Source organism: uncultured Slackia sp. (assembly GCF_934630525.1).
Lineage (GTDB): Bacteria > Actinomycetota > Coriobacteriia > Coriobacteriales > Eggerthellaceae > Slackia.
Map to the genome: position 1 here is coordinate 36,154 of NZ_CAKTVX010000003.1, position 25,288 is coordinate 61,441.

Below are 25,288 nucleotides of genomic sequence, written 5' to 3' on the forward strand. Positions count from 1 at the left end.
GGCACCGCAGAATCAGGGAGCGAAGGAGGAAATATGAAGCAGGGAATGTACCTGGGTCGGCGCAAGTTCGTCGCACTGGGAGCGGCGGCGGCCGGCACCATGCTGTTCGGACTGGGCGGCTGCACCCCGAAGACGGGCGCCGCCGACGCAGCGCCGAGCTATCAGGCCGGCACCTACACGGCAGCCGCCACGGGCAAGAAGGGCCCGGTCAATATCGCGGTGACGTTCTCCGACGATGCCATCGAGACCATCGAGATCCTCGACAACTACGAGACGCCGCGTATATCCGAGCGTGCCTTCACCGACATCCCCGAGCAGATTCTCGAGCACCAGAGCCTGCAGGTCGATACCATCGCGGGCGCCACCCTGGCCTCCATGGCCGTTATCAACGGCGTGAAGGACTGCGTCTCCCAGGCCGGCGGCGACGTGACGGCCCTCGAGCAGGCGCCCGGCACCGAGAAGAGCACCGAAACCGTGGAGATTGACGCCGATGTGGTCGTCCTCGGCGCCGGTGCCGCAGGCATGGGCACCGCCGTGGCGTGCAGCCAGAAGGGGCTGAATGTGGTGGTGATGGAGAAGTGCGGCAACGTGGGCGGCAACTGCCTCGTCTCGGGCGGCATGATGCGCTGGATCGGCGCACCCTCGGAGCTGCGAGCCACGAACACCGAGGGTCTGGAAGAGTACTACGAGGCAACCTTGGCCAAGGCGGAACAGCTGGGATTCCCCGCCGACCTCATCGCCACGGTGCGCGCCCAGCACGACGAGTGGTACGCCACCGGCACCGACAAGGTGTTCGACAGCGCCGAGTGGGCGAACATCGCCGCCCTCGTCTCCCTCGGCATCCCGGCCTTCGACGAGACCACCTACCGCTCCTGCAGCGAGTACAACGCCGAATCCATCGTCCTCCTCAATTGGCTGTCCGACGAAATGCCCATCGAGTTCAAGCCGCTGACGGGCATCGCCGGATTCCCCTGGCCGAATTGGGCCCAGCCCACGGTGGGCGAGAACGGTGAGGGGTACTTCCGCGCCTTCGACGAGTACCTGGAGGCCAACGGCAATCCCATCGAGTTCCTGTTCCAGACGCCGGCCGAGGAAATCCTCATGGACGGAGGCCGGGCCGTCGGGGCCCGGGGCGTGTGCGCCGACGGCACCACCTACCTCGTCAACGCCGCCAAGGCGGTCGTCATCGCCACGGGCGGTTTCTCCGGCAGCGCCGAGCTGCTGAAGGAGCACGACGACGGCTGGGGCTTCGCCTCCATGGACGTCATCCCCACGACGAACAACTTCGGTCACACGGGAGACGGCGTGGTCATGGGTCTGGCCGCCGGCGCCACGTTCATGGATAACGTGCCCAACATCATGTGTCTCCCCTTCGTCAACGCCGTCGACTTCTCCGTGGAATCCATGGTGGGCAACACGGGCAACGCGCTCATGCTCAACAAGGAGGGCAAGCGCTTCGTCAACGAGACCTTGGGACGCAACGAGATCGCCCATGCCCAGATCGAGCAGACCGACCAGATGTGCTACCTCATCTCCGACGCCAACAACAGCGGCATCGAGGGCGGCCGCAACATGTTCGGCATTGACGTCCAGCAGCTCCTCGACAACGACAAGCTCTTCACCGCCGACACCCTCGAAGAGCTCGCCGCGGCCATCGCCATCGACCCAGCCACCTTCGTCGCCAGCGTCGAGCAGTACAACGAGATGGCCGCCACCAAGAACGACCCCGATTTCGGCCGCGGCCTGTTCGACGAGACCTCCCCGATCACCACGGCGCCCTTCTACGCCTTCCCGTGCCATTGGGGCGTGCACATCACCTGCGGCGGCCTGAACTACAACCATGAGAACTACGCCCTGACCGACAAAGACGGCAAGGACATTCCCGGACTGTTCGGCGTGGGGGAGGTCATTCCCACGACGGGCGGCATCATGACCATGGGTAACGGCCTGGTGGTGGCGGACGTTCTTGCCGGAGCCTAGGCCTTCGGCTACAATTATGGCATGCACGCGACGACCTCTCACACCGACAACATGGCCCTGCTGAACCGAAACAGCGTCCTGACCGCCCTCGGCATCGGGTTCCTGTCGTCGTGGGTCTACTGCGCCTACAACACCTCCTCGCTGTTCGACGGACGACCTGGCAATGCGTCGCTGGCCCACCCCTCCTGGCTGGCGGCCATTGCCGGCGCCATTCTCGTGCTCGTCGCAGGGGCCGTGCTGTTCAACCGCGTCAGGGAGACGGGGCGGCTCCTCGAACCCGCGGCGGTCGCGCTCATGGCCGGGGGCACTGTTCTCTCCGCGGTATCCCTCGCGCCCCTTCTCTCCATGGCCGGAGGCTTCGCGTCGGGCATCGGATACGGCCTTCTCTGGCTTTTCTGGGGCAGGGTTCTCGCGGAAATCCATTCGGAGCGAACCGAGTACATCGTTCCCGCCTCATCCGCCGTCACCGCCCTCACCGCCCTCGTTTTTCCCACACTGTCCGGCCCCATCGGAGTGACGGCCGTCGCCGCCCTCGCCCCGCTCTCTTTCGGCTGCCTCGCCGTCGCACGAAAGCAAGTCCCGTACGACGGCGACCCAACCCGGGGAAACGACGCCCGAGCGCCCATGCCGTCCCGAAACATCCTGCGGGTCATCGCCTACACCGTGAGCCTCTACTTCGTCATCGGGTGCCTCAACAGCCTGTCGCCCCTCCTGGAAACGCCCCTTGGGCCTTTCACGGAGAACATACCCGTGTTCCTCGGCTCGTGCCTGGGCATTCTTCTCGCGTTGCTCTGCATCCTCCATGCGGTGCGCATCGACCTCGCCTCTCTCAGCAAGCTCATCGCACCGTTGCTCATGGGGGCCATTACCCTTTTCGCCCTGCAAAGGCCCCTCGCGGAGCGGTGCTTCGTCGCCCTCCTCGCCGGCGCCGACTTCATGGCCGTGTCCGTCATCATCGTCTACCTCGTCAACCTGGAGAAAGCCGGCCGATTGAGACGCTACAGCGGCATCGGCATCGCCCAAAGCGCCATCCTGATCGGCTCCGTCGCCGGGAACCTGTTTGGGAGACAGTGGCACGGGGGGCTCGGCCTGAGCACCGAGCAGCTTCTCTTCATCGTGCTCGTGCTGGCCAGCGCGCTCGTGCTCTCGCTCAGCTTCATTCCCCGGAGCACCTCGGCGCGCCCGGCCGCCGGCCCCGCTGCCTCCACCCAGAAAGAACGCGACATCGCCGAAGTCGTTCAGGACCTGGCTGCCGCAAAGGGCCTCACCCCGCGCGAGACGGAAATCCTGGAATACCTGGCGCGGGGACGCACCGAGCCCTACATACGCGAGCAGCTCTGGCTCTCGCGCTCCACCGTGAGCACCCATGTGAAGCACATCTACCAAAAACTGGGCATCCACAGTAAGCAGGAGATCATCAGCCTCATCGAGAAGAGCTGAGGTTCAGCAAACGCAACAAGCCCATCGACGACATTGGGCCTTGCGTCCCTATCAGCTTTCAGCGTAAAAATCATCGACACTTTTCCATTCACTCATGCGAGAATTCAGCCGCGGGTTTCCCGTAGCAGCCTTTCCGACATGCGACCGCGCTACAAACAGAACGCCATGTAGAGAGGCAAGTATTCCCGCTCCCCCTCCCGAGCAAGCTGGATTGGCTATACCTATTTGGACGATTCCGGGAGGATCATGCCCGCCTTCCTGAACTCGACCGGGGTCATGCATCTCAGCGCCGAGTGAATCCTGAAGTTGTTGCACCAATGCACGTAGTCGGCCAGCTTGGCCTGCAGCTCGCGAGTCGTGCCGAACGCCTCGCGGTAGACGGACTCCGCCTTCAGGGTCTCGTTCGTCGATTCGTCGACCGCGTTGTCGTAGGGGCATCCCTTCTTGGAGAGCGACCGCTCGATGCCGAAGGCTTCGAGCGTCTCGTCGATCTTGGCGTTGTCGAATTCGCTGCCGCAATCAGCATGGAAAACCCGGATGTCGGAAAGGGGGAACTCGACCGTCGCGAACGCGGCTCTCACCAGACCGGCGTCCTTGCGCGGCCCCGCCGAATGCCCGACGATCTCGCGATTTGCCAGGTCGACCAGCAGGCAGGCGTAGCTCCAGCCGCCGCCGACGCGCACGTAGGCGAGGCCGCCGCACGCGTGGGTGCGCGGCTCGCGCCCGCCGAACTGCCTGGCCGCCGCATTGGGCAGGTCGGCCTCGTTGGACCTGCCGGGATGGCATTCGGGCTTCTTGCGTCCGTACGCGCCGGCCAAGCCGTTTTCCCTCATTATCCTGCAGATTCGCCTGCGGCTGGCCGTTATGCCGCGGCGGGCGAGCGAGGCCTTTATCTTGCGCGCGCCGTACCGCCCGCGGCTTGCCGCGCCCGCGGCTTGCCCCGTGCGCGGCCGGCACGTCGGGCTCGACGGGGTCCGGCGGCTTCGGGGATTCCGCGCGCGAGCGCATCGAGCAGCAGGTCGAGCGCGCAACGCCGAGCATCTCGTATTGCGCCGATACCGGGTAGCGGCCGGCGTTCGCCGCCATCGCCGCCGCTTTCGCGCAAATATCAGCGCCGCCTGTTTTAAAACGTCGACCTCCATGCGCAGCCGCTTGTTCTCGCGCTCCAGCCCGATGATCCGGTTCTGCTCGGGCGTGCGGTTGTCGGCCGCGCGCGGCGAGTCCGACGCGTTTATCGCCTTGACCCACCTCATATATTGTCTTTGCCACTTCTCGCGCAGTGGCCGCGCTCTTCTCTTGTAGACGCGAATATGAGATAAAGGGCGCGTATGGGGCGGAGGGCGTTTGCCGAACCTCCAAGGAGTCCGGCTCTTTCCGATAGGCTGACGCCTCCGGCCCGCAGGTGGACGCGAATAAGGCAGGATGGCGTTCGGCGCTTGATGTCCGATGAGGCTGCGCCTGCGGAGACCAGGGGATGACTTCCGCCTTCTTCGGCAAGCGAGCAAGGAGGGCGGGCATGATCTACGTCGGGATAGACGTCGCCAAGAGAAACCACGTCGCGAGCGCGGTAGACGACGGAGGCGGCACCGTGATCGAGTCGTTAAAGTTCGCCAACACGCGCGACGGGTTCGCCGGACTGCTCGAAAGGCTGAGCGAGGCGTCGGCAACCCCCGACAGCTGCCTCGTCGGCATGGAAGCGACGGGGCACTACTGGGTGGCGCTGTTCGATTTCCTGACCGCCCACGGCTACGACGCCGCCGTCATAAGCCCGATCCAGACAGATGCGTTCCGCGACGTGTGGTCGGTGCGCAAGGTCAAGACCGACGCCGTCGACGCGGCGATGATAGCTGACCTGGTGCGCTACAAGAGGTTCGGCCCGTCCGCCCTGGGCGAAGAGGCGACCGAAGAGCTGCGCAACCTGGCGCGCTACCGGATGTCGCTCGTCGAGCGGTCGACCATGCTCAAGAACAGGGCGACGGCGATCCTCGATAGGACGTTCCCCGAGCTCGCGGGGCTGTTCAGCGGGTCTTATGGCCCGGCGCACCGAGCGCTGCTCGAGCATTGCGCCACCCCGGAGCAAGCGCTCTCGACCGATGTGAGGACCATCGCGAGAATCCTCTCCGAGGCGTCCCGCGGCCAACTCGGCCGGGAAAAGGCCGAGCAGGTCAAGGCCGCCGCCAGAAAATCAGTCGGCGTGGGGTTCGGGTCCGGAGCGCTCGCGTTCGAGGTCAGGCTAGTCATGGAGGAGCTGGGGTTCGTGCGGGGCCGGATCGATGAGGTCGACGCCGAGCTCGCGCGCATCCTCGACGAGACGGCTGGCAGGTGGCTCCTCACCATCCCCGGCGTCGGCGTTGCGCTAGCCTCGGTGATAGCCGGGGAGATCGGCGACCCGAACGCGTTCGCGGACCCGCATAAGCTCATGGCCTACGCGGGGATGGACCCCACGAAGAACGAGTCCGGCGACACGGTGCACTCCGACGGGCACATGTCCAAGCGTGGGCCGGCCGCGCTGAGGTGGGCGTTCATGCGGGCGGCGGATTGCGCCAGAAAGCACGACCCATACTTCGGCGACTACTACGCCAAGAAGAGGGCCGCCGGCAAGCACCACTACGTGGCGCTGTCCGGCGTGGCGCGCAAGCTCATGGGCGTGTCCCTCGCGGTTATGAAGGAGAAGCGGCCGTACGAGCCGGCGCCTCCGAAAAGCCATAGGCCTGGCCACCTCCTCGAGCCCTAAGCCCGTCAAAAACCGAATATGTCCCGACAATCGGCGTTGGCACGCCGCGCGCCCTTACTCGCCTTTTATCTCATATTCCATTTACAAGGTTCCTATCGAAAAATCTCGGGTTGCCCCTTGGCTCTTAATAGCAGGCCTGTCGGCTTCGATAGGCCCATGCTACACGACGCATCGGGCGAAAGACCGAACGTGTGTAAAACTGTCCATATCCGCAAAAAGCATGCCAGAAAACTATTCGTCAGAACGAATAGTTTTTGCTATAGTCTCATAAAGAAAACTATTCGTTCTGACGAAGGACATTCACCATGATGACCACAAGCCAGGCCGCAGCAACCCTCAACGTTAGCACGAGAAGAGTTCAAGAACTCGTCAAGACGCACGAGCTGAAAGCCGAAAAAGCATCGGGCGTTTGGCTTATCGACGAAGCCTCTGTGCGTAATCGCCTCGCAAATTCGAGCAAGCGCGGGGGGAGGCCGCGCATTGGATCTGGGAAACACGACGTTTCGTTCACGCTCATGAACCGCACGCACGAGGTGGTCGAGCTGGTGTACGACACACGTCGCAAAGAATTCACTGCCATAGGCTCCGACGTCGACCTCGTCCACGCGCCGCTTGGACTTGCGAGCAACGATGGACGCATTCCCCTTGACGCATTAAACGATTGGTGGCGCGGGCGCGGCATTCCCCATGCGCGCCAGGGGCTTGCGGCGCTTTTGTGCGAAGCAAGCGTCTCTCTGCCGCAGGAACTCATCCAGAGAAACCTCGGCCTCTCGCTTTCTGACCAATATTGGATTAGGCCAAAAAACTCGGGGCTCATCTGGGAACGTATCAATTTTTTCAACAACGATTTCGAACAGGTGTCTCTCGATACCGCCGCCTATGCCGTCGAAGGCAAGGAGGCACAGGCAAAGCCCGACAACACGTCGGACGGCAACCTCGAAAAGCACTGGATTTGCCGCAACGGGGTTCGTATGCTGCTCAAAAGCGGCACCCAATATGGACAAGAGCCCTATAACGAAGTGGTCGCCTCCGCTTTGCATCGACGCCTGCTTGCGCCGGACGAATACGTCACTTATGCACTCGAGGGCGAGGGTGCGACGGCCCAGAGCTGCTGCGCGAATTTCCTTACCGATGAAGAGGAATTCGTGCCGGCCGTGTACGTCGAGCGGCATTTGAAGCGGAACGAGCGCGCGAATGATTACGAGCACTATCTATCTTCCTGCGAGGCGCTTGGCGCCGCAGGAACAAAAGAGGCGCTCGACCGCATGATTGTTTGCGACGACGTTATCGCCAACCACGACCGGCACCACCGCAATTTCGGAATCGTCCGCAACGTCAATACGCTGGAATGCCATCCCGCGCCGATTTTCGACTCGGGCTCGTCGCTGTGGTGCGATGTGACGACCTCGCAGCTGGCTGCGGGCGAGCACAGCTTTGCGAGCAAACAGTTCTACGAAAGCCCCGCGAAGCAAATGTTGCTCGTCGACGATATGGGCTGGTTCAACGCAGCCGCGCTCGACGGGTTTATCGACGAGGCCGCAGAGATTCTTGCTCGCAACGAAGCGCTGTCGAGGCGGCTTCCATATATCGAAAGCGCACTGCGATGGCGCCTTGAGAGGATGCGCCGCATCGCGGAATGGGATTAGAGAAGCATCGAGAAATCGTAGGGAAATGACCACTCCGACGCCTTCACCACTACCCGAGGGCTGTGTTTTGCGCCACGAACGCCAGGGCCTGCATTTTGCATTCCGCGAGCCGAGCCTCCACGTCGGCGCGATAGCTGTCGCGGTTTTTCTGGTCGAACACATCCGATGCGTAATGGAGGATATCCGACAAGGGGTTACTGTCGCCTGCGATTCCCCTGGTTGCGTCGACCCATTTTGTGAACGGTTCCTTTCCGTACACGGAGCCTTCAAACTGGCATTCCAGCAGCGTTTTGCCCTTTGCCAGCGCGTCGAGTATGCCCTCGTCGCGTGCGGCGTCGAGCGCATTTTCGGCTTGCTGTCTGTAAACATTCAGGGCAGTAGCATCAGAGAACTCTTTCGACTCGACGAACCAATCGGGCAGCTCGGCGTAATTTTCGCCGCGGACTTCAGCTTCGCGATAGCCGTCGTCGATTTTCGCTTCCAAATCGGATGCAGCCCGAAGATAGTCGCGCACCTTTTGGGTAATTTTCTCGTCTTCATCCGATGTCACAAGCGCATAGAAGCGCTTTTCGAGGGCCTGCTGCGCACCGTCGGCAGAAATGTCCGAACGCACTGAGCCATTAGTCGCAATGCTGAAATACCAGTCGAGAAAGGCATCGATATTGCTATCGCACAACGCATAGGCGTCCTTTATATCGTCTTTCAGCTGAAACGCCGCAGCGCGAAAATTCGCCTGTTCGGCCGCGAGAGACGAGGCGAGCGCATCGATTTTCCCCTGGTCGTAGTATTTGCCATCGATGATATAGACCGATTTTCCCGCGAGCTGGCGCACGAGCGACTGCAGCACGGTGCCGTCTTCGGTCTGCATAGCACGATTCGCTTGGGCGTCGGCCCACAGGAAACCACCGGCGAGCAGCACCGACAGGGCTACCGTCAAAACGATGTAGCACTTCTTCGCGGGCGCCTGGGCATCGTCGCTTTTGATGGCATCGGCTCGTATTCGCAAAGCGCGCGGCGGCCACGGCGAATTCGACAGGCGGATAGAGCGCGACGGCCGCCACGATGAGCGCTCATTCGGCCGCATCCCACTTCGGCGATTCGAGCAAAAGGCTCGCCATGAGCACCGCCGATGCGACGAAGCTCACGATGACCCTGATAGAGCGCCCGTTATTGGTGCTGGCCGCGATTCCGCCCGAAGCGAATTTCTGCCGCCTGTTGGCCTTGGCAATCGACGCCTGATAGAGAATGCCGAGCATCGATACAAGCGTAAACGCCACTCAAAACAGCGCCACAACAGGCGAAGGCATCGCAAGGCATCGCAAGGCTCATAAGGTACACGATGACGACAAGAAGGACTGCTTTTATGCCATAGCGGGCAATCCGATTGGCGCGTGGCCCGTTCAAACTAGCATGCATGGCGCTTACGACACTTTCCCGAAAGCTCAAATTGACATATTAAGATAACCGGCGAACCCAGAGAAATGCAGGCCCCCACCGACAATTCAGCTATCTTCTTCTGCGAGCATCTTTGCGATTGGAATACACCGAACTACGATGTTCCACTTCAAGAGCAAGAACCACGAGCTGGCCGTCTTGAATATCGCAGAGCACGCGGTAATCGCCAACTCGATAGCGCCATTTGCCCGAAAGGTTCGCGGTAAGCCCCTTTCCGTGGGCGCGAGGGTCGGCGCAACCGTCTATGTTCTTTTCCATCCAGCCGACAATCAAAGCGGCCACATGCCTGTCGAGCTTAGACAGCTGCTTCAGCGCACGCTCGGAATAACGCACCTGCCAGCTCATGCAAGTCCCAGAATCTGCTTCGCCTCACTGGCCGAATACGACACGGGGTTTTTATCGTACTCCGCCTTTGCGGCATTCCAGGCATCGAGGTCGATTTGGTCTTCTATGGCCTTCATGGCCGATTCTATAAGGAACTCGCTCATCGACTGGCTGTGCATATTCGCATATTCGGAAATAAGCTTTTTCTGCCCTTCGTCAATGCGCATGGTGAAAGTCGTGCTCATGGCCGCCCCCTTCGCTTGGTGTATTTACAGTGTAACACAGACAGGCGAGATTGAAGGCACGACCTTCTGCCATTAATGAGCCCGAAATCGCACCACTAGAATTCAACCACAAACGTCAGTTTGCGACGTTTTTCATCGCGAACTTGCCCGCCGAACGAGAAATTCATGTTCACATGCATCTCTTCCAACGCGGCATCTATGGAAGTTGCAACATTCAAATCAAAGGTAACCGCTTTCGTATCACTAATTTCGACTCGATATTCTTTAATCTCATTCGTTGGATCGCAACGAGCCTCGATGAACTGCAGTATCTTTGGATCATGCGCATACCAATGGAGCTCGGGGCGTTGAGGCTCGTCATTACCGCCATACTCCTGAGAAAAAATCGTTACCGCCTCACTGTATTTGTCACGAGACAAGCCGATATCGGTCCGATTCGTTCTCTTGGAAGTCGTCCCTTTAACCCTCAAAATTTCCTTTCCCGTCGCATTGCCCGAAAGGACGCTGCGTTTTTCCTCGCGACACTCGAGATGGCAATGCTTGGCGCCAAGCCAATAAGCAATTTTGAGAAGTTCGGCCCTCTTCTCCCCGGCAATCACATCGATGTACTGAGAAAGATTGATATACCGATGCGAGTTCAGCTGGTCAATGTAATAAACCGAACCGGCCCTCGAGGCAACAACGGGATAGAACTCTCGATCGATTGCGTCCAATGCATCTTCGTAAATATGAAGGACTTTAATCTTGCCCCTTTTATCCTGCCAGCCAATTGCTCCAAGCTCCACGTAAGCAGGTTGCTTTTCGCTCGCATCCACAACTTCAATCATCTTTGGAAGAACAAACCAGTCCGATTCCAAATCCTCGCGGGACACGGGCTTGTAAAATGCTTTCTTAACCTCAGTCGCCAAGTGATTCGCCGCGCGAGCTGCATCGCCAGCGCCCTTTTGAAAAGCGGGGGCGACGTTGTTTTGCAAAACGTTTTTCGCCTGAACAGCAGCATCGACCGCCGCGCCGCCGAGCTTCGCCGCGCCATCGCCCACAATTTTAGCAGCCTGGTTTACGCCGCCGCCAGCTACCGCGCCGACCTGAGCCATTCCGTCATTCGCAGCTTTGGCAGCCTGCTCCGCAGCACCACCTGCAGCTTTTGCAGCTTGGTTGGCGCCGTCGGCCACGGCCTTCGCTGCTTCGCCTGCTGCTTGCGCTGCACCGTTGGCGGCTTTGCCGATTTCCTCGAGTGGATTGAAGCCCATGTTCGTCGCCCCTCCTTACGACGAATGGGCAGATGCGGCATACCGTGCTCGTCATCTGCCCATTCGCTTTTTGACTTGCTATAGCATATCGCCTATTCAATTTTACCCCATACCATGGCTGCATGGATTCAAGCGAACGCAAAAGATTGCTCGGCGCCGCAATTAGGCGCGAACGGGAGAGGCAAGGCCTCTCCCAGCGCAAGCTTGCCTTAATGGCCGGTTCAAACCAAACGCACATATGGCACATCGAGGACGGCTCAGTAAGCATCGGGCTCGACCTTTTATGCCGCATCGCCGACAGCCTCGGCGTAAAGGTGGCCGACCTCATCGATTTCTAGAGCCGCCATCCATTTCTCCATCGCCGAGCGCCCGGAAATCGCGGCGAGCGCGCGATGTTCAAACATCAACTCGCGCCCTTTCGCACCAACCACCTGTTAACCGATTTTCGTCACCTGCAGGTCAATCGACTCAAGGCTCTTCGTAGAAACAAGGTTTTCGTACTCGTTGCCGTCGCTGTCGAGCATGAACGTCATAGTTATCGCCGTGTTAGGCGCGACGCTTTGAGACGTCACCTTGTATTGGGAAAGCACATCTTTATACGTTTCGGAATCGGACAAGTCGATATACGACCCGTCATCGACGATGGGATTGATCTTCACCGACCCCGCGCCATAGGAATCGGCCAAATACCCGCCGAGCGTCAAATAACCGCATTCTGCCAGATTGCGCCCAACGTAGTCACGCACCATGCGCGTGTATTTGTCGGGCGAAGCCTGAATCGCGGTCATGTTAACGGCGTCACCCAACGAACCAACGCGCTTCACGGCGAGCACGATTTCCTCATGCGACTTCGTCGAAACCAGGTTGTCGTATTCTTTGCCGTCGTCATCTTTTTGGAAGGTGTATTTGACCTCGGTGTTTGGTTCAAGGTTCTGCCCAATAACCACGTATTCTTTCAGCTGATCCTCGTTTTCGGGATCGATGAACGTGCCATCGCCCGCGACGAACACGAGCCGCAGCGCGCCGCCACCGTAACGGTCGTAGCGATTGGTGTCGAGTCCGGTGTAGCCGGCGTTACCCGCGTTCATGCCGACGTAGTTTTTCACGTACCAGGTATATTTGTCGGGCGATTGTTTGATCTGCACTGCCTCGGCAGCCGGCTGCGAGGCCGAAGTCGCACCCGCAGCGCCGGCGGAGCCAGCTGCAGACCCCGCGCCATCCGAGCATCCGGCGAGCGCCACAACCGCGGCAAGCGCTACCGCACATGCCATCATGCTCATTGGTTTCATCATTTTTAAATCCTTCCCTTGATTAGTCGCTTAAACAGCCGACTGCTCTTTCGCATCGCCCAGAGGCTTTGCGCGACATTCCTCTTCGCTCACGCCCGCGCGCTGCATATCCAGCTGCGAAGCCTCAAACGCTACATTCGCATACGTCCACGTCGCAGGACCAAGCCACAACTCGCACGCAAGCCCCACGCCCGACGCATTCATCGCCTGGGCAAGCAGCATGCCCGCATCGGCAGCACGCAGCGCGCAGCGCTCGGAAACCTCGCGCGCCGAAGTCGCACAAATCTCCTTTGCCTCATTCGAACTTGCAGCCTGACCACACGCGCGAACGCGTGCGAGATCCGCAAAAAGCTTCGACAGAAGCCCCTCGGCAGCAAGCCCGAGCGCCGCATGCGCATCGCAAAATGCACGCGCCTCTTCCGCGAACGACGCATCGATAAGCCCCGCGAATACGGTCACGTCCCCCTGCTCGATTGCGCATCGCAAGGCGCGAGCCGACATGCTCGCACCCGCATGGGCATCACGGGCCTCGCAGGCGGCCTGTTCGCATCGCGCAAGCTTGCGCAACATGTCGCGCGCGCCTTCGCAAGATGCAAGTTCGTCGCGAAGCTCGTCGAGCGCCTTACCCTGTCTGCGCCCCTGCGCCAGCAAGAAGAGCTTCGCCACATCGGGAACCTCATACACGCGCCAACCCCACGTGGTATTGCGCGGCTTCACGATGCCGAGCCCGCCCGCGCCTTCGTAGCACGCACGTTGAATATCGCGGCGCGGCAAACCAACCAGCGATTCCACCTGGGAAATCTTCCAGCCGTCTGCCACTTCGTCGCGCATTCCCTGCCCTCCTTTCTTCCAGCTAACCTGTTCAACGCTTGAACAGCAACACCCCATTTGTCCAGTGGTGCTTTTCTTTTCGCTCGTCATGTCGCAGCCTTTCTCACGACCAAGACAAGGTCATCGGTGTCTTGTCGTAAGAGGGCATGTAAATTTTGCGAGGGCTGCATACCGGCGCTCCGCTTTCGAATTACGCGCGGGAGCCAAGGCATTTCGCCTATACTTGTGCGCCGGAAAAGAAGAGCGCGATCACGCGCCTCAACAGGAAGATTCTTATGCTGAAACTACATGTGCTCGCAAGCGGCAGCAAAGGCAACGCCGCCATCGTTGAAAACGCCGCGACGGGCGCGGGCGTGCTTATTGACTGCGGAATTTGCAAGCGCGATTTCCTCGAGCGCTGCGACGAGGCGGGCTTCGACCCCGCGCGGCTCGAGGCCGTGCTCATCACCCACGAGCACGGGGACCACACCAAAGGCCTGGGCGTGGTGCTGCGTGGCCTGGCGAAACTCGGCTGCGCGCCGGTGGTATACATGAACCACGCTTGCGTCGACAACAGCTCGACGCTGCAGAAGATTGCCGACGATTTCGAAACGGCGCCGCTTGACGCGGCACCCGCGCTTTTCTTGGGCGAAGGCGCAAGCGAGAGTCTCAATGGGGCTTCCTCCTGCGACGAACGCGTCGTGCGCGCCGCCGGCTTGCACGTGCTCCCTTTCGCCACCAGCCACGACGCCGCCGCTTCATTCGGATTTCGCATCGAAGCACCCGACGGCGACGCGCTGGGGTACATAACCGATTCGGGTATCGTGACGAGCGCGGCGCACGCGGCTTTGCGCGACGTGCGCATTCTGGCACTCGAAAGCAACCACGACGAGCGCATGCTGAAAAACGGCGATTACCCTTACATTATTAAGAAACGAATCGCCTCTGAGCTCGGCCACCTCTCAAACCCGCAGGCCACCGAAGAGCTCGCCGCCCTCATCACCGAATCGCGCGCAGCCGGCCTTCGCACGCCCGAAACCGTCGTCGCCATGCACATCTCGCAAAACAATAACGACTACGACCTTCCGCGGGCGGCGCTTGAGGAAGGTCTCGCCATTGCCAATGGCAACGCGCGCATTCTTTGCGGCTACCAGGGCCGCCTCACGAGCGTGAAGTAACGTCAGGCTCCACGCGTCAACCGCGCAATCGCTCTTTTTCAACCGCAGCAGCTTCTGAAAACGCAAAAAAGCCCGCTCATGCGAGCGGGCCTTGCAATTGCATATCGCGTATCGCCTTTCGGCGAGGTGGAGCAAGCCTTAAAGCTTAGTCCTCCTGCTCCAGGGCGGCAATGACTTCGTCGGTCATGTCCATGGAGTGGTACACGTTCTGGAGGTCTTCGAGCTCCTCGAGCTTGTCGACCAGACGCATAACCTTCGCGGCGTCCTTCGGGTCAACCTCGGTCGGGGTGGTCGGGATCATCGTGAGCTCAGCGCCCTTCACTTCGATGTCCTGAGCCTCAAGAGCAGACTTGACAGCCATGAGGTCGTTCGGAGCGGTGTAGACGATCCACTCGTCGCCAGCGTCTTCGTAATCGGATCCGCCAGCTTCGGCGACGGCGAGCATGAACTCGTCCTCGTCGACAGCGTTCTGCTTATCGGCGACCTTCTTCTCGGTGGAAGGAATGATCTTCTCGACCATGATCTGGCCCTTGCGCTCGAACTGGAAGCCGACGCAGCCGGGGGTGCCCAGCGAGCCGTTGGCGTGGCGGAACGCAGCTCCAACATCGGCGGCGGTGCGGTTGCGGTTGTCGGTCAGGGCTTCGCAGTAAATAGCGACGCCAGCCGGGCCATAGCCTTCATAGGTGAGCGTTTCGTAGTTGGCGGCATCTTTGCCGGTGCCGAACGCCTTATCGATAGCCGTCTTGATTTTGTCCTTAGGCAGCGAGTAGCCCTTGGCCTTTTCAATAGCAGCCGCCAAAGAGGCGTTGTTGTCGGGGTTGGGGTCGCCACCCTCTTTCGCCGCCACGGTAATGTTACGGGAAAGCTTGCTGAACAGGGCCGAACGCTTGGCGTCCTGGGCAGCTTTGCGGTGCTTCGTGGTTGCCCACTTAGAGTGACCTGACATGATCGCCTCTTTCTTGCTATCAAGAGGCGCGACGCGCCTCGGGGAAAATACCGACGCAATAGTTTAGCGCACTCTATGCGCGCGCACAAGAAAACCGCAGGTATTTGCGACGAACCTGCATAAAAACGTCTCAGGACACAACGAGTCGCACCCACAAAGGCGGCGTTTCCTGCCATCCTGCGAGCAAAACCGCGCAACCGCCGCTTCCCCATAAAGAAAAACCTGCTAAACGCTACGAGCATTTAGCAGGTTCCCATCCCTGACGCATCGAACCCGTTAAGCCTTCGCAACATTTGCCCCGTTACGTACCCAGCACGTTTATTGGACTCGAAGAGAATCGCGAACGCAATCAACCATCGCTCGCGAATCCATCCTCGAACACCCCTCAAAACACCGCTCCGACATGGCATTACGGCTTTTTCATTAAACCGCAAAGCCCTTGCTGGACCACCCCTTTCCCTTGGACAATGGACGCATGGGGAGACCGGATGGTGGCCGTTCAGGGGGATCGGCCAATGCACGCTTCCTGGCCTCCAAACAATAAGAAGGGGGAGAAATGTCCCGACTCGTTCACAGCGGAACAGGCGGAACCGCGCTCTCGAAGGGGATCAATCGTCGCTCGTTTCTGAAGTTGAGCGGTTCAGTTGCCGCTGCCGCAGCAATTCCGCAGGTGCTCACCGCCTGCTCGCCGTCTGACAAAGACGACTCCAAGAAATCCGAAAACGCCGTAGGCACCGCACAGCCCGAATACGACAAAATCGGCCGCTGTACATGCGCGCCGAACTGCGTCGGCAGCTGCGGCATCAACGCATTCGTCAAAGACGACACCATCATCAAAGTTGAGCCCGCCGATTTCCCTGACACCAGCTATAACCGCATTTGCCTGTGCGGCATCTCCAATGCCATGCAGCGCGTCTACTCGCCCGACAGGGTGAAGTATCCCATGAAGCGCGTAGAGGGCACCGAGCGCGGCGCCGGCGAATGGGAGCGCATCAGCTGGGAAGAGGCCATCGACCTCATCCACGAGAAGATGACCACCAATATCGAGAAATACGGCTCCACGTCCAACTCTTGGATTACCATGGTCGGCAACTACGGCATCGTGCCGCAGTGTTTCTCGGCCATGATGGCGAACACCTACGACGGCACCCAATGGACGAATTTCGGCATCATGGGCGACCTCGGCTGCAACATGGGTTGGATCCCGACCATGGGCATTCAGCAAGACGCCGCCGACTGGAAAGACATGCTCGGCTCGAAGTCGATCATCATGTTCGGCTGCAACTACGCTGAAACCAACAAGCAGGAAATGCACTTTGTCTTCGACGCCCAGGAAGCAGGCGCGAAGGTCATCGTCGTTGACCCACGCTGCTCGCGCACGGCCGCCAAAGCCGACTGGTGGATTCCCATTCGCCCCGGCACCGATGCCGCACTCATGCTCGGCATGATGAAGTGGATCATCGACAACGATAAAATCGACAAGGATTACATCCGCTCCACCACCAACGGCGCGTTCTTGGTTGACAAATCGACCAAGAAGCTCGTCATGAGCAACGGCAAATACCTCGTATGGGACGAAAAGGCGAACAAGGCCGTCGAAGTCGCCGCGCTCGACGATTCTCTGAAGCCCATCTATCCCTCCGTCACCGTTTCCGGCGACGTTCCCAAGGAATGCGAAGTGCCCGAAACCGCAGCGATCACGGGCACCTATACCGTAAAAGTCGATGGAGCCGACGTCGAGGTTTCCCCCGCGTTCCAGTCCATCGTCGATTCCGTGCAGGATTACACGCCCGAATACGCGAGCTCGATTTGCGAAGTTCCCGCTGACGACATCGTGAAGCTGGCGAAGATCTATGCGGAAGAGACGCCCTCGAAAATCCAAATCAGCCAGGGCACGAACCGTTACTGGAACGGACATTTGCCCACCCGCGCCGCCATTCAAATGGCCGCGATTACCGGCAACGTCGGCAAGCAGTACGCCAACGTGAACTGGGCGGGCGGCGGCCTTATGCGCATCCTGTTCTCGGTAACGGGCACCTCTCCCTACGAGGGCCACAAGGCGACCCCGCAGCCCGGCACGCAGTGGATGAGTCTCGTTGCGAAGCAAGAGCCCTACCCCGTCAAGCTCATCTGGTTCAATAACTACGGCTGGGGCACGCAAAGCCCCGAGGGCAATAAGCTCCTCCACGAAACGCTGCCCCAGCTCGACTTCGTCATCACGTCCGAGCAAATCATGAACTCCGGCGCCGAACTGAGCGACCTCGTTTTGCCAATTTCTTCTTACTACGAAGAGCCCTTCGAGGTCATTACCTCGTGGTCGAACTTCTATGTACAGGCTCGCAAGCAGGTCATTTCCCAGATGTACGAGTCGAAAACCGACTTCCAAATCGGCCAGATGCTTGCCGAGAAATTCGGCATCCTCGATAAGACCGACTGGAAATACGACATCGAGGAATGGCACCGCAAGTTCACCATCGAAGGCAACATCGCGCCCGAATTCAACACCATTGACTTCGACGAGCTGAAAGAGAAGCAGGTCGTTCGCGCCAACTTCCCCGACCCGTACATTCCGTTCACGAGCAAGCGTTTCATGACGCCGTCGGGCAAGCTCGAGATTTACACCGAGTCGCTCATCGAGTTCGGCGAGGAAGTCGCCGTGCACTACGAGCCCATCGAGTCGAACCGCACCGAGAAGGCGGCAACCTACCCGCTCACCTTCATGAACGCCCGCACCGTGTTCACCACCCACGGCCAGCACGTAAACCTGCCGTGGATCCGCGAGGTCGTCTCTGAGCCGTGGATCGAGATTTCCGCGAAAGACGCCGGCGATCGCGGCATCGAGAGCGGAGATGTGGTGCGCATCTTCAACGACCGCGGCGAATACAAGGTAAAAGCCCTGGTCACGGAAGAAATCAAGCCTGGCTGCGTCAACCAGCGCCAGGGTTGGTGGCCGAAGGACTTCGTCGATAGCACCCACTATCGCGACCTGCTCCAAATGGATTTGAACCCCGCGCAAGACGCGATTTTCGAAACAAACTTCGCGCCCTATGACAACCTTGTTCAAATCGAGAAGGCTTAAGGAGGCCTCCGATGACCAAATATGCATTCGCCATTAACCTGCATCGCTGCATTGGATGCCGTACCTGCACCGTGAGCTGCAAGATGGAAAACCACGTCGCCGATGGCATTTGCCGCATTCCCGTGTATAACGACGCGGGCGAAACCGACGCCTCGCTCGACGCGCCTTCGGGAACTTACCCCAACGTCACGTTCCTTTGGCGCCCCACCCCATGCCAGCACTGCGACAACGCGCCCTGCGTTGAAGCGTGCCCGACGGGCGCCTCGTCGAAACGCGAGGACGGCGTTGTCGTGGTGGACAAGGAAGCGTGCATCGGCTGCGAGAAGTGCGCCGAAGCGTGTCCCTACCACGCGCGCAGCCTCGACGTTGAGGCGCAGGTCATCGACAAATGCGAGATGTGCATCCACCGCCTCTCGAACGGCGAAGAGAGAACCATGTGCCAGCTGTGCTGCCCCAACCGCGCGATCGTCGTGGGCGACTTGGACGACCCGAACTCTGAGATCTCGAAGATAGTCGCAGAGCACGAGTGCGAGCAGCTGCTCGCCGACCAGGGCACGGGTCCCAACGTCTACTACTGGCGCTCGGTCAACTAGCATCACCCACCGCGGGGAGCGGGCGGCCTCCCATCCCGCTCCCCGCGCGGCGGTGTGACCTAAAAGGATAGCGCGCTCTTGGGCCGTGGGCCACGATTGGCCTGACGCCGCCGTTTTTCGATTCCATACAGAAAGGACCGCTATGTCGAACATGGAAGAACAAGCCCGAGAAGCTCGCGCGGAAGCGGCTCTCACAGCGCTTATCTCGCGGTGCCTTCTGCGCCCTTCTCTCGAATTCGCCGAAGAGGTGCAACGTGGTGAGGTCGCCGACGCATTCGGCGAAATGCTGCGCGACTGCCCCGACGAAAAGGTTGTCGCGGCGCTTGGCGAGCTGCACGCTTTCTGCGAAGAGGCCGCTGGCGTCGCCCCCAACGACGCGCGCCTCATGCTCGAAACCGATTTCAACCGGCTTTTCGTGGGCCCCGGCACATTGCTCGCCGTGCCCTACGAGTCGTTCTACAAAACGATGAAGGATGAAAATGGGCGCGGCCACCTGCGCGGGCCCTCGGAGCAGCAAGTCGCGGCGTGCTATGCATTGAACGGTTTCAAAATGCCCGACCATTTCGTCGACTTCGCCGACAATATTGCCATTGAGTTGGAATTTCTCGGCGTCATGGCCGATAAAGAGGCCGACGCGTTCCTCGCAGGAAACGAGGAAGAGGCCGCGTCGATTCGCAATGCGGCCGAGGCGTTCCGCGAGAAACATCCCATGAGCTGGATTGGCGAGTTCGCACACGACGTTCGCTCGGGCGCCCGCAGGGCTTTCTACCCAGCAATCATCACCATCGCAGAGCAGACGATTCTGCGCAGCTAAAAGGCCCGGGGTTTCCCTGCGAAATTCGCACGGCCGAAAGCGTCGCGCAAAACGCTATATGCAATCACGAGAGATGGGCGGCGCCGATATGAGCGCCGCCTCGAATTTCGAGAGGGCATCGATCACGTCGTGAGCCTCGAAAAGTCGCGCGTTCGTGCATCCGGCATTGTCGACGAGCCGCACGATGCCCGTGTCGGCAAGGCGCCTGAACGCGTCGTTGACCGCACTGAACTGCTTGCCCGTCAGGCGGCATGCGGTTTCCACCGTGAGCAGAGGGTATCCCGGGAGCAGCTCGAGGATGCGCTGCGTCGCGGAACCCTCGCTCACCTTTCCCAGCTTTTCGCGCCACACCGCATTCAGCTTTCCGAAAATCGCAAGATAGTCATCTTTGACTTGCCATGCGGCAGAGATGCTTTCCGCGCAAAAATCGATCCAGTTATTGATCGCGAACGGCATCTCGTCGCTTTCGATGGCCTTCTTCTGCGCATACGGCAGCAGACTTTTCGCGTGGTAGCGCGTATCGATCGCAGGCAGCAACGCGATGGCCGGAATGGAGCCGCTCGTGATGTTTCTCGCGCGAAGGAGCGCATGGCACATCGCACGACCGGTGCGGTCCATCGAGCGTTTGAACGGTTTGATGCTTTCGAACTGGAAATGCATGTAACCCGTTTGGGCGAGCGGCGAAAAGCGCGGCGTGCTGATGAATTCGCACAAGTCTTCGATATACGGCAGAACCTCGGCGGCGCCAGGAGGGGCGAACGATTCCCGAGGGTCGGTCCTGTCGCCGTCGAAATCGCATGAGCGGAAACGCAGCCCCGTTTCGCTGGCGGGCTTGTTGTACAGGCATCGAGAATGCACTTCGAGAATGAACTCCGGCGTGAAGCGATACCCCGGCGTTACAGTTTCCTGAATCCACCGCAGGGTTTCGAGGTAGTAGAACGCCTCGACCGAAGCCGATTTCGTGCAGAAATTGCTTTCGCTGAAAGGGTGCGCAAAGTAATCCAAGTTTTTGCCCGCGAAGAGCGATTCAATGACGAGCAGCTCATAGGCATCGGGCGCGAGGCCATCGATGCGCACGGTCGCCGTTGCCTCAAGGCGCGAAATCGCATGCGCGATTGCGAGCCCCGATTCAGAATGCGAGAGCTCTTGGTCAATGAGCAGCAGTTTGCGCTCGGCCTCGAATGCGTCGGCGGCAGTTTTCCCCGACAAGAAAAACTGCTGGCTTTTCAGCATTTTCGGAGTGAACATGGCAACCCCTCCCAAAATCCCCATGTTTCATGCCTCCTTCAATAGTAGCCGTCTAATCTGGGAAAAGATACTTTTGCGGCTTTTTCAAAATTCCGCAATGCGAGGACAGCGGAAGCACGAGAACGACTCCGGGCGCTGGGCGAAGCCGAGCAAGAGAGTAACTCCGGTCGCTGGGCGAAACCGAGCGAGCAGCAATTCCGCGGCAGAAAACGCCACTAGGGGGCCTCGCTGCAGCGTTTTCCTCCCTGGCTGGCAGAAAACGCGACCATGGGGCCTCGCGAGATGCCCTAAAGTCGCAGAAAAGGCCCGAAAAGGACCGGCGAAGCGCGAAAAGCGGCAGAAAAGCCGCCAACGGGGCCCCGAATGCCATGCCGAGCCCATGCAGCGAGGCCCCATGGCGACGTTTCCTGCCATCCTGCGAGCAAAACCGCGCAACCATCGCTTCCCCATAAAGAAAAACCTGCTAAACGCTACGAGCATTTAGCAGGTTTTGGCTCAACTCGACTTAGAACAGCTTCGCGATTTCGAGCGGCTGCTTGGCGGCGCGGATGATGTCTTCATTGCCGAACACGCACACGGTTCCCTGATCGGCGACCTTGCGCAGCACTGGCGCACAAGCGCGAATGGCTGCGGGCGTCGCGGCAAGCTTTTCGTCACGCAACTTTTCTCGCCAATCGGCTGCGCGGCCGCACAGGAAGGCTCCGTCTTCGCGGCGCGCAATGGCGCGCGGCTTGGCCGGCGCATCGTGCGCGGCGACCGTAGCCACGATGTAGCCCTCCATCTCGGCTTCATCGGGTTCGAACGCAGCAAGCCAATCGGCGGCCGCGTCGAAGCGCGCGAGCGTGCCATCGACGCCCGGGTCGCGATACGAATAGAAGCGCGCGAAGCCCTCTTCCCCACGACGGAAGCCGACGCCATAAGCGCCGCCCTTCACGCGCACCTCGTTCCACAAGTAGTCAAACGACAGCGCGTTCGCAATAACCGACCACAGCCCCGAATGCTCAACCACGTCAAGCGTGGGCGCGCCCTTGGCCGAATAGCTCACATCGCACGGCACGATGAACGCCTCGTTGCGCGGCGCAGGCTCGAGAATCGCCAGCTCGCAGCCGCAATCGCTCCCGAACATCTCGCCCGCAGCGGCGCGCTCGTCGCCCGCAAGGCCCATAGTGCCCGCAGCCGTCCAGAAGGCGTCGCACTCCTCGGCTGAGCCCGTAAAGCTCGCGAGCACCGGCCCGCCGAACACGGTCGCGCGCACCTCCTCGAGCTTCGCCGCCAACGCATCGAAGCGCTCGTCGTAGTTGTCGATGAGGTCTTTCAGGAACAGATAGAAGTCGACGCCCGCAAGCTTCTGGCGCAACACGCCCGCGCGGAAATACGAAGCCGACAGGCGGTTCGTCGCGCTCGTGTGGCCCTCGTTCGCAAACGTCTGCTCCATGCCGATGCGGCGCTGCACGAGCACATCGAGGATCTTCTGCTTCGCGTCGAATTTCGTGGTCTCCCACACCTCGCGCGGAATTGCCGAAAGCTGTGCCGCCTCTTCCGCAAGAGCGCTCGCCGAAAGCGTCACGCGCAGCGATACCTTGTCAGGGTCGCTCGCCGAAACGTACGTATCGGGGAAGAATCGCATCGAGCCCAAGTGCTGGCGCATGAATACATCCAGCTCAGCGGCGGAATGCTTTGCCGTGTCGAGCTTGTTGAGCAGCATGCACAGCACCGTGACGTAGGGCACGTCGTCAAACGCGACACTGTTGGCGTCGAAATACAGGTACAGGTAGTTAATGTGGCGGCTCGGCAGCTCGTGGCGCAAGCACGGCAGCGGGCACGCCGCATCGAGCACGGCGGCCGGGTCGGGCTTGGCCGCGCCAATGTCGGAGGTGCCCAAGCGCGGCAGCGTAGCCAGCGCCTCGAGCGCATCGGGCGCTTCTTGCATGGCGCGCAGCTCGGCCACGTCATCGCGAATCGCCTGCTTGGCCGCCTCATCGAGGCCCGCGAGCTTTTCCGCGAGTTCGCGCTCTTCCTCGCTGTCGTCCTCGGCATCGACGGGCTTCACTTCGAGCAGCGCCTTGTGGTTCGACTTCACGATAAGCGACTCCAGCACGTCTTCGAAATAGCGGCCGTCAAGCCCCTCGCGCATGTGGGCGAGCGCGTCTTCGTAGCGAAGGTACGTGGTCGCGAGCGCGTCGTCATAGAGCCAGCCGGAAAGCGCGTTCATCGCGAGCACTACGCCGTCGGCCATGCCGCGGTCGCGTTCGCGCAGCTCAAACGACAGTTGGGCGAGCGACGCCTCCAACAAATCGCGCGGAATTCCGTCGGTCGCCAGACGGGCCGCTTCGGCCTCGACGATTTCCATGAAGCGCCGCTTCGCGTCGGGCTTGGCGCCCTTCAGCTCGAATAGCGCCACGGGCATCGCCTGCGAATCCATGAGAAACGCCGTGGCGTCGCCGCCGATGCCAGCGTCGAGCACCGCGCGCTTGATGGGTGATTCGTTGCCGCCCATCAGGGCGTCCATGAGCACGTCGGCCGCAAGCACGCGCTCGAAATCGCGCGCGTCGCCAATCGCGTAGCCCAGGCCCACGCACGCGTTCTCGGGCGCAGTCGCCATGGGGACCACCGCGTCGAGCGACACGTTAGGCTTGCACTCGCCCATCGGATTGGGCTCAGCGAGCGTGCGCGGCGCGCAATCGGCGGCCGAAAGGTAGCGGCGGTCGAGGAAGCCCAGCATGCGCTCGGCGTCGACATCGCCGTAGAGCACGATATAGGAATTGTCCAAGCGATAGTGGCGCGCGTGGGTGTCGAGGTAGCCCTCGTACGTGAGCTGCGGAATGGCGCGCGGATGGCCGCCCGATTCGAAGGCGTAGCACGTGCCGGGGAACAACTCGGTGTTCATGCCGCGGTACAGCACGCTTTCGGGGTCGGACAGCGCGCCCTTCATCTCGTTGAACACCACGCCGTTGTAGCGCAGGCGTTCGGGCGTGCCCGCCTCGGCGTTCGCGTCGTCGAGCTCGTAGTGCCAGCCCTCCTGCTCGAACACCGCGCGCTTGCGATAGATCGCCGGGTGCAGCACTGCGTCCATGTACACGTCGGCCAGGTTTTCGAGGTCCTGGTCGTTGGTGCTGGCCACGGGGTACATGGTTTTATCGGGGAACGTGAGCGCGTTGAGGAACGTCTGCATCGAGGTTTTCAGCAGATTGACGAACGGCTCTTTCACCGGGAATTTATCGGAACCGCACAGCACGGAATGTTCCAGAATGTGGAACACGCCCGTGTCGTCGACCGGCGGGGTTTTGAACGAGATGGAGAACGCCTTGTTCTCGTCAGCATTGCGCAGAAACAGCAGGCGGGCGCCGCTTTTTCCGTGGCGCATCACGATGGCGTCGCCGTCGATTTCGGGCAACGGCTCAACCGATTCCACCGCGAAGCCATTTACCGCGGCGGCCTCTTCCACCAGCGATTCATCAAAAAACAGGGCACGGGCGCCCTGGGACTGTTCGGCCATGAAGCATCCTTTCAAGCAAGCGTTGCGCACGCGCGCAACGCATCGCGACATGCGCCGCAAGACCGACCGAAACCCGTTAAATACTCGTAGCATTTAACAGGTTCGCAAGCGAGGGCCACTTGGCGGAAAACCCAGCTCAGGCGTCCGTCTCGCGCGCACGCGCGTTATAGCAACGATCGCGAGTTTAGCACAAGGCAACGCGCAGGAAAGTTACCCGGCGTTTTGAAAGGAAATCGAAAACGAATCGGCAAGAAAGCGGCACAGGAAAATGCGGAGAGAAGCGACGCACAAGCCCATCGCCGTGGTGGTGGTTTCCGCCATGTACGAGAACAACCAAACGCTGCCGCTGCCGAGCATGTACGGCAAGGATCTCATCTTCAAAACGGGCGGCGTGGATGCAGCGGGGCTCGAAGAGCCGCTTTCCCTCATCGAGCAAGGGCTCATCGACACGAGCTGCCTTATTTCGAAACGATACGCGCTCAACGACATTCTCGAGGCGTACCTCGCGTTCGAGGCGCATGAAGACGGCTGTCTCAAAGTCGTCATCACGCCCTGGGAAGAACGCTAACGCGGCGGAACCGAAAAGGCGCACCAGGAAGAACCCGCCAAAAAGCATTGGCCGACCCCCAAAGGCATTGATCGGCCCGCCAAGGGGGATGCGCTAACCGATCGGCGGCAAAGAGCGACAAGCGCATACAATAAGCCTGGAATGCCCTAGGTGCGTTGGGCAGCTAACCTGGAGCTTATCGTCTTTTTCGGAC

General features: G+C 60.4%; 22 protein-coding genes. 11 read left to right on the top strand and 11 right to left on the bottom strand.

The window, feature by feature from the left end:
* Positions 1 to 33: 33 nt before the first annotated feature.
* Both Q0D41_RS03500 and Q0D41_RS03505 read left to right on the top strand, forming a co-directional pair.
* The gene (locus tag Q0D41_RS03500) at positions 34 to 1,980 is read left to right on the top strand and encodes an FAD-dependent oxidoreductase (RefSeq protein ID WP_294375264.1); all 1,947 of its coding nucleotides are present in this window, start codon (positions 34 to 36) and stop codon (positions 1,978 to 1,980) included.
* A gap of 51 nt (positions 1,981 to 2,031) precedes the next feature.
* Positions 2,032 to 3,420 carry a helix-turn-helix transcriptional regulator gene (locus tag Q0D41_RS03505; protein WP_294375266.1) on the top strand — a complete coding sequence of 463 codons (1,389 nt, stop codon included), beginning with the start codon at positions 2,032 to 2,034 and terminating at the stop codon, positions 3,418 to 3,420.
* A gap of 221 nt (positions 3,421 to 3,641) precedes the next feature.
* On the opposite strand, the gene Q0D41_RS03510 is transcribed toward Q0D41_RS03505, so the two are convergent.
* The gene (locus Q0D41_RS03510) at positions 3,642 to 4,673 is read right to left on the bottom strand and encodes an IS3 family transposase (protein WP_294375268.1); all 1,032 of its coding nucleotides are present in this window, start codon (positions 4,671 to 4,673) and stop codon (positions 3,642 to 3,644) included.
* A gap of 263 nt (positions 4,674 to 4,936) precedes the next feature.
* On the opposite strand from Q0D41_RS03510, the gene Q0D41_RS03515 reads away from it, so the two are divergent.
* Together Q0D41_RS03515 and Q0D41_RS03520 are read left to right on the top strand one after the other, a co-directional pair.
* Positions 4,937 to 6,154, top strand: a complete 1,218-nt coding sequence (locus Q0D41_RS03515) for an IS110 family transposase (RefSeq protein ID WP_294375270.1) — start codon at positions 4,937 to 4,939, stop codon at positions 6,152 to 6,154.
* Positions 6,155 to 6,459: 305 nt separating this feature from the next.
* Positions 6,460 to 7,800, top strand: a complete 1,341-nt coding sequence (locus Q0D41_RS03520; RefSeq protein WP_294375273.1) for a helix-turn-helix domain-containing protein — start codon at positions 6,460 to 6,462, stop codon at positions 7,798 to 7,800.
* A gap of 49 nt (positions 7,801 to 7,849) precedes the next feature.
* Here Q0D41_RS03520 and Q0D41_RS03525 read toward each other — a convergent pair whose 3' ends face one another.
* The gene (locus tag Q0D41_RS03525) at positions 7,850 to 8,806 is read right to left on the bottom strand and encodes a hypothetical protein (protein ID WP_294375275.1); all 957 of its coding nucleotides are present in this window, start codon (positions 8,804 to 8,806) and stop codon (positions 7,850 to 7,852) included.
* Positions 8,807 to 8,916: 110 nt separating this feature from the next.
* On the opposite strand from Q0D41_RS03525, the gene Q0D41_RS03530 reads away from it, so the two are divergent.
* Positions 8,917 to 9,039, top strand: a complete 123-nt coding sequence (locus Q0D41_RS03530; protein WP_294375276.1) for a hypothetical protein — start codon at positions 8,917 to 8,919, stop codon at positions 9,037 to 9,039.
* 267 nt (positions 9,040 to 9,306) lie between these two features.
* On the opposite strand, the gene Q0D41_RS03535 is transcribed toward Q0D41_RS03530, so the two are convergent.
* The 3 genes from Q0D41_RS03535 to Q0D41_RS03545 all read right to left on the bottom strand — a co-directional run bounded on the left by Q0D41_RS03535 (position 9,307) and on the right by Q0D41_RS03545 (position 11,074).
* Positions 9,307 to 9,600, bottom strand: a complete 294-nt coding sequence (locus tag Q0D41_RS03535; RefSeq protein ID WP_294375279.1) for a type II toxin-antitoxin system RelE/ParE family toxin — start codon at positions 9,598 to 9,600, stop codon at positions 9,307 to 9,309.
* Entirely contained in the window at positions 9,597 to 9,824 is a 228-nt protein-coding gene (gene relB / locus Q0D41_RS03540) for a type II toxin-antitoxin system RelB family antitoxin (RefSeq protein WP_294375283.1), read from the bottom strand. Before relB ends, Q0D41_RS03535 begins: the two co-directional genes overlap by 4 nt.
* A 95-nt stretch (positions 9,825 to 9,919) precedes the next feature.
* Entirely contained in the window at positions 9,920 to 11,074 is a 1,155-nt protein-coding gene (locus tag Q0D41_RS03545) for a hypothetical protein (protein WP_294375288.1), read from the bottom strand.
* Positions 11,075 to 11,196: 122 nt separating this feature from the next.
* Here Q0D41_RS03545 and Q0D41_RS03550 point away from each other — a divergent pair, with 122 nt between their 5' ends.
* Positions 11,197 to 11,412 carry a helix-turn-helix domain-containing protein gene (locus tag Q0D41_RS03550; RefSeq protein ID WP_114615916.1) on the top strand — a complete coding sequence of 72 codons (216 nt, stop codon included), beginning with the start codon at positions 11,197 to 11,199 and terminating at the stop codon, positions 11,410 to 11,412.
* On the opposite strand, the gene Q0D41_RS03555 is transcribed toward Q0D41_RS03550, so the two are convergent.
* From Q0D41_RS03555 to Q0D41_RS03565, 3 genes are read right to left on the bottom strand one after another with little or no spacing between them, the layout of a single operon-like run.
* Positions 11,356 to 11,478 (bottom strand): hypothetical protein, encoded by a 123-nt coding sequence (locus tag Q0D41_RS03555; RefSeq protein WP_294375858.1) that lies wholly within the window; start codon positions 11,476 to 11,478, stop codon positions 11,356 to 11,358. The genes Q0D41_RS03550 and Q0D41_RS03555 overlap by 57 nt on opposite strands.
* Positions 11,479 to 11,508: 30 nt before the next feature.
* Positions 11,509 to 12,366 (bottom strand): hypothetical protein, encoded by an 858-nt coding sequence (locus Q0D41_RS03560; RefSeq protein WP_294375293.1) that lies wholly within the window; start codon positions 12,364 to 12,366, stop codon positions 11,509 to 11,511.
* Positions 12,367 to 12,393: 27 nt separating this feature from the next.
* Complete coding sequence (locus tag Q0D41_RS03565; protein WP_294375295.1) at positions 12,394 to 13,194, bottom strand: hypothetical protein; 801 nt, start codon at positions 13,192 to 13,194, stop codon at positions 12,394 to 12,396.
* A gap of 275 nt (positions 13,195 to 13,469) precedes the next feature.
* On the opposite strand from Q0D41_RS03565, the gene Q0D41_RS03570 reads away from it, so the two are divergent.
* Entirely contained in the window at positions 13,470 to 14,351 is an 882-nt protein-coding gene (locus Q0D41_RS03570) for an MBL fold metallo-hydrolase (protein WP_294375298.1), read from the top strand.
* A gap of 145 nt (positions 14,352 to 14,496) precedes the next feature.
* Here the strand turns inward: Q0D41_RS03570 and Q0D41_RS03575 are convergent, their stop codons facing one another.
* Positions 14,497 to 15,297 (bottom strand): YebC/PmpR family DNA-binding transcriptional regulator, encoded by an 801-nt coding sequence (locus Q0D41_RS03575; RefSeq protein WP_294375301.1) that lies wholly within the window; start codon positions 15,295 to 15,297, stop codon positions 14,497 to 14,499.
* Positions 15,298 to 15,853: 556 nt separating this feature from the next.
* Here Q0D41_RS03575 and Q0D41_RS03580 point away from each other — a divergent pair.
* The 3 genes from Q0D41_RS03580 to Q0D41_RS03590 all read left to right on the top strand — a co-directional run bounded on the left by Q0D41_RS03580 (position 15,854) and on the right by Q0D41_RS03590 (position 19,783).
* Positions 15,854 to 18,376, top strand: coding sequence for a molybdopterin-dependent oxidoreductase (locus Q0D41_RS03580; protein WP_294375304.1), 2,523 nt, complete (start codon positions 15,854 to 15,856; stop codon positions 18,374 to 18,376).
* 11 nt (positions 18,377 to 18,387) lie between these two features.
* A complete protein-coding gene (locus Q0D41_RS03585; protein WP_294375307.1) occupies positions 18,388 to 18,969 on the top strand; it encodes a 4Fe-4S dicluster domain-containing protein in 582 nt (193 codons plus the stop codon).
* Positions 18,970 to 19,111: 142 nt separating this feature from the next.
* The gene (locus Q0D41_RS03590; protein WP_294375312.1) at positions 19,112 to 19,783 is read left to right on the top strand and encodes a molecular chaperone; all 672 of its coding nucleotides are present in this window, start codon (positions 19,112 to 19,114) and stop codon (positions 19,781 to 19,783) included.
* Positions 19,784 to 19,837: 54 nt separating this feature from the next.
* Here Q0D41_RS03590 and Q0D41_RS03595 read toward each other — a convergent pair whose 3' ends face one another.
* Entirely contained in the window at positions 19,838 to 21,031 is a 1,194-nt protein-coding gene (locus Q0D41_RS03595) for a Fic family protein (protein ID WP_294375314.1), read from the bottom strand.
* A gap of 505 nt (positions 21,032 to 21,536) precedes the next feature.
* Positions 21,537 to 24,527, bottom strand: coding sequence for an insulinase family protein (locus Q0D41_RS03600; RefSeq protein ID WP_294375317.1), 2,991 nt, complete (start codon positions 24,525 to 24,527; stop codon positions 21,537 to 21,539).
* 268 nt (positions 24,528 to 24,795) lie between these two features.
* On the opposite strand from Q0D41_RS03600, the gene Q0D41_RS03605 reads away from it, so the two are divergent.
* Positions 24,796 to 25,095 (top strand): hypothetical protein, encoded by a 300-nt coding sequence (locus Q0D41_RS03605; RefSeq protein ID WP_294375321.1) that lies wholly within the window; start codon positions 24,796 to 24,798, stop codon positions 25,093 to 25,095.
* Positions 25,096 to 25,288: the final 193 nt, after the last annotated feature.

Excerpts from the sequence above, each read along its gene's own strand:
- Q0D41_RS03555 (WP_294375858.1), bottom strand. The coding sequence starts at position 11,478 with ATGTTTGAACATCGCGCGCTCGCCGCGATTTCCGGGCGCTCGGCGATG.
- Q0D41_RS03575 (WP_294375301.1), bottom strand. The coding sequence starts at position 15,297 with ATGTCAGGTCACTCTAAGTGGGCAACCACGAAGCACCGCAAAGCTGCC.
- Q0D41_RS03595 (WP_294375314.1), bottom strand. The coding sequence starts at position 21,031 with ATGTTCACTCCGAAAATGCTGAAAAGCCAGCAGTTTTTCTTGTCGGGG.
- Q0D41_RS03530 (WP_294375276.1), top strand. The coding sequence starts at position 8,917 with ATGAGCACCGCCGATGCGACGAAGCTCACGATGACCCTGATAGAGCGC.
- Q0D41_RS03560 (WP_294375293.1), bottom strand. The coding sequence starts at position 12,366 with ATGATGAAACCAATGAGCATGATGGCATGTGCGGTAGCGCTTGCCGCG.
- Q0D41_RS03515 (WP_294375270.1), top strand. The coding sequence starts at position 4,937 with ATGATCTACGTCGGGATAGACGTCGCCAAGAGAAACCACGTCGCGAGC.
- Q0D41_RS03590 (WP_294375312.1), top strand. The coding sequence starts at position 19,112 with ATGTCGAACATGGAAGAACAAGCCCGAGAAGCTCGCGCGGAAGCGGCT.
- Q0D41_RS03505 (WP_294375266.1), top strand. The coding sequence starts at position 2,032 with ATGGCCCTGCTGAACCGAAACAGCGTCCTGACCGCCCTCGGCATCGGG.
- Q0D41_RS03535 (WP_294375279.1), bottom strand. The coding sequence starts at position 9,600 with ATGAGCTGGCAGGTGCGTTATTCCGAGCGTGCGCTGAAGCAGCTGTCT.
- Q0D41_RS03550 (WP_114615916.1), top strand. The coding sequence starts at position 11,197 with ATGGATTCAAGCGAACGCAAAAGATTGCTCGGCGCCGCAATTAGGCGC.
- Q0D41_RS03605 (WP_294375321.1), top strand. The coding sequence starts at position 24,796 with ATGCGGAGAGAAGCGACGCACAAGCCCATCGCCGTGGTGGTGGTTTCC.
- Q0D41_RS03585 (WP_294375307.1), top strand. The coding sequence starts at position 18,388 with ATGACCAAATATGCATTCGCCATTAACCTGCATCGCTGCATTGGATGC.
- Q0D41_RS03570 (WP_294375298.1), top strand. The coding sequence starts at position 13,470 with ATGCTGAAACTACATGTGCTCGCAAGCGGCAGCAAAGGCAACGCCGCC.
- Q0D41_RS03565 (WP_294375295.1), bottom strand. The coding sequence starts at position 13,194 with ATGCGCGACGAAGTGGCAGACGGCTGGAAGATTTCCCAGGTGGAATCG.
- Q0D41_RS03600 (WP_294375317.1), bottom strand. The coding sequence starts at position 24,527 with ATGGCCGAACAGTCCCAGGGCGCCCGTGCCCTGTTTTTTGATGAATCG.
- Q0D41_RS03510 (WP_294375268.1), bottom strand. The coding sequence starts at position 4,673 with ATGAGGTGGGTCAAGGCGATAAACGCGTCGGACTCGCCGCGCGCGGCC.
- Q0D41_RS03580 (WP_294375304.1), top strand. The coding sequence starts at position 15,854 with ATGTCCCGACTCGTTCACAGCGGAACAGGCGGAACCGCGCTCTCGAAG.
- Q0D41_RS03520 (WP_294375273.1), top strand. The coding sequence starts at position 6,460 with ATGATGACCACAAGCCAGGCCGCAGCAACCCTCAACGTTAGCACGAGA.
- Q0D41_RS03500 (WP_294375264.1), top strand. The coding sequence starts at position 34 with ATGAAGCAGGGAATGTACCTGGGTCGGCGCAAGTTCGTCGCACTGGGA.
- Q0D41_RS03545 (WP_294375288.1), bottom strand. The coding sequence starts at position 11,074 with ATGGGCTTCAATCCACTCGAGGAAATCGGCAAAGCCGCCAACGGTGCA.
- relB (WP_294375283.1), bottom strand. The coding sequence starts at position 9,824 with ATGAGCACGACTTTCACCATGCGCATTGACGAAGGGCAGAAAAAGCTT.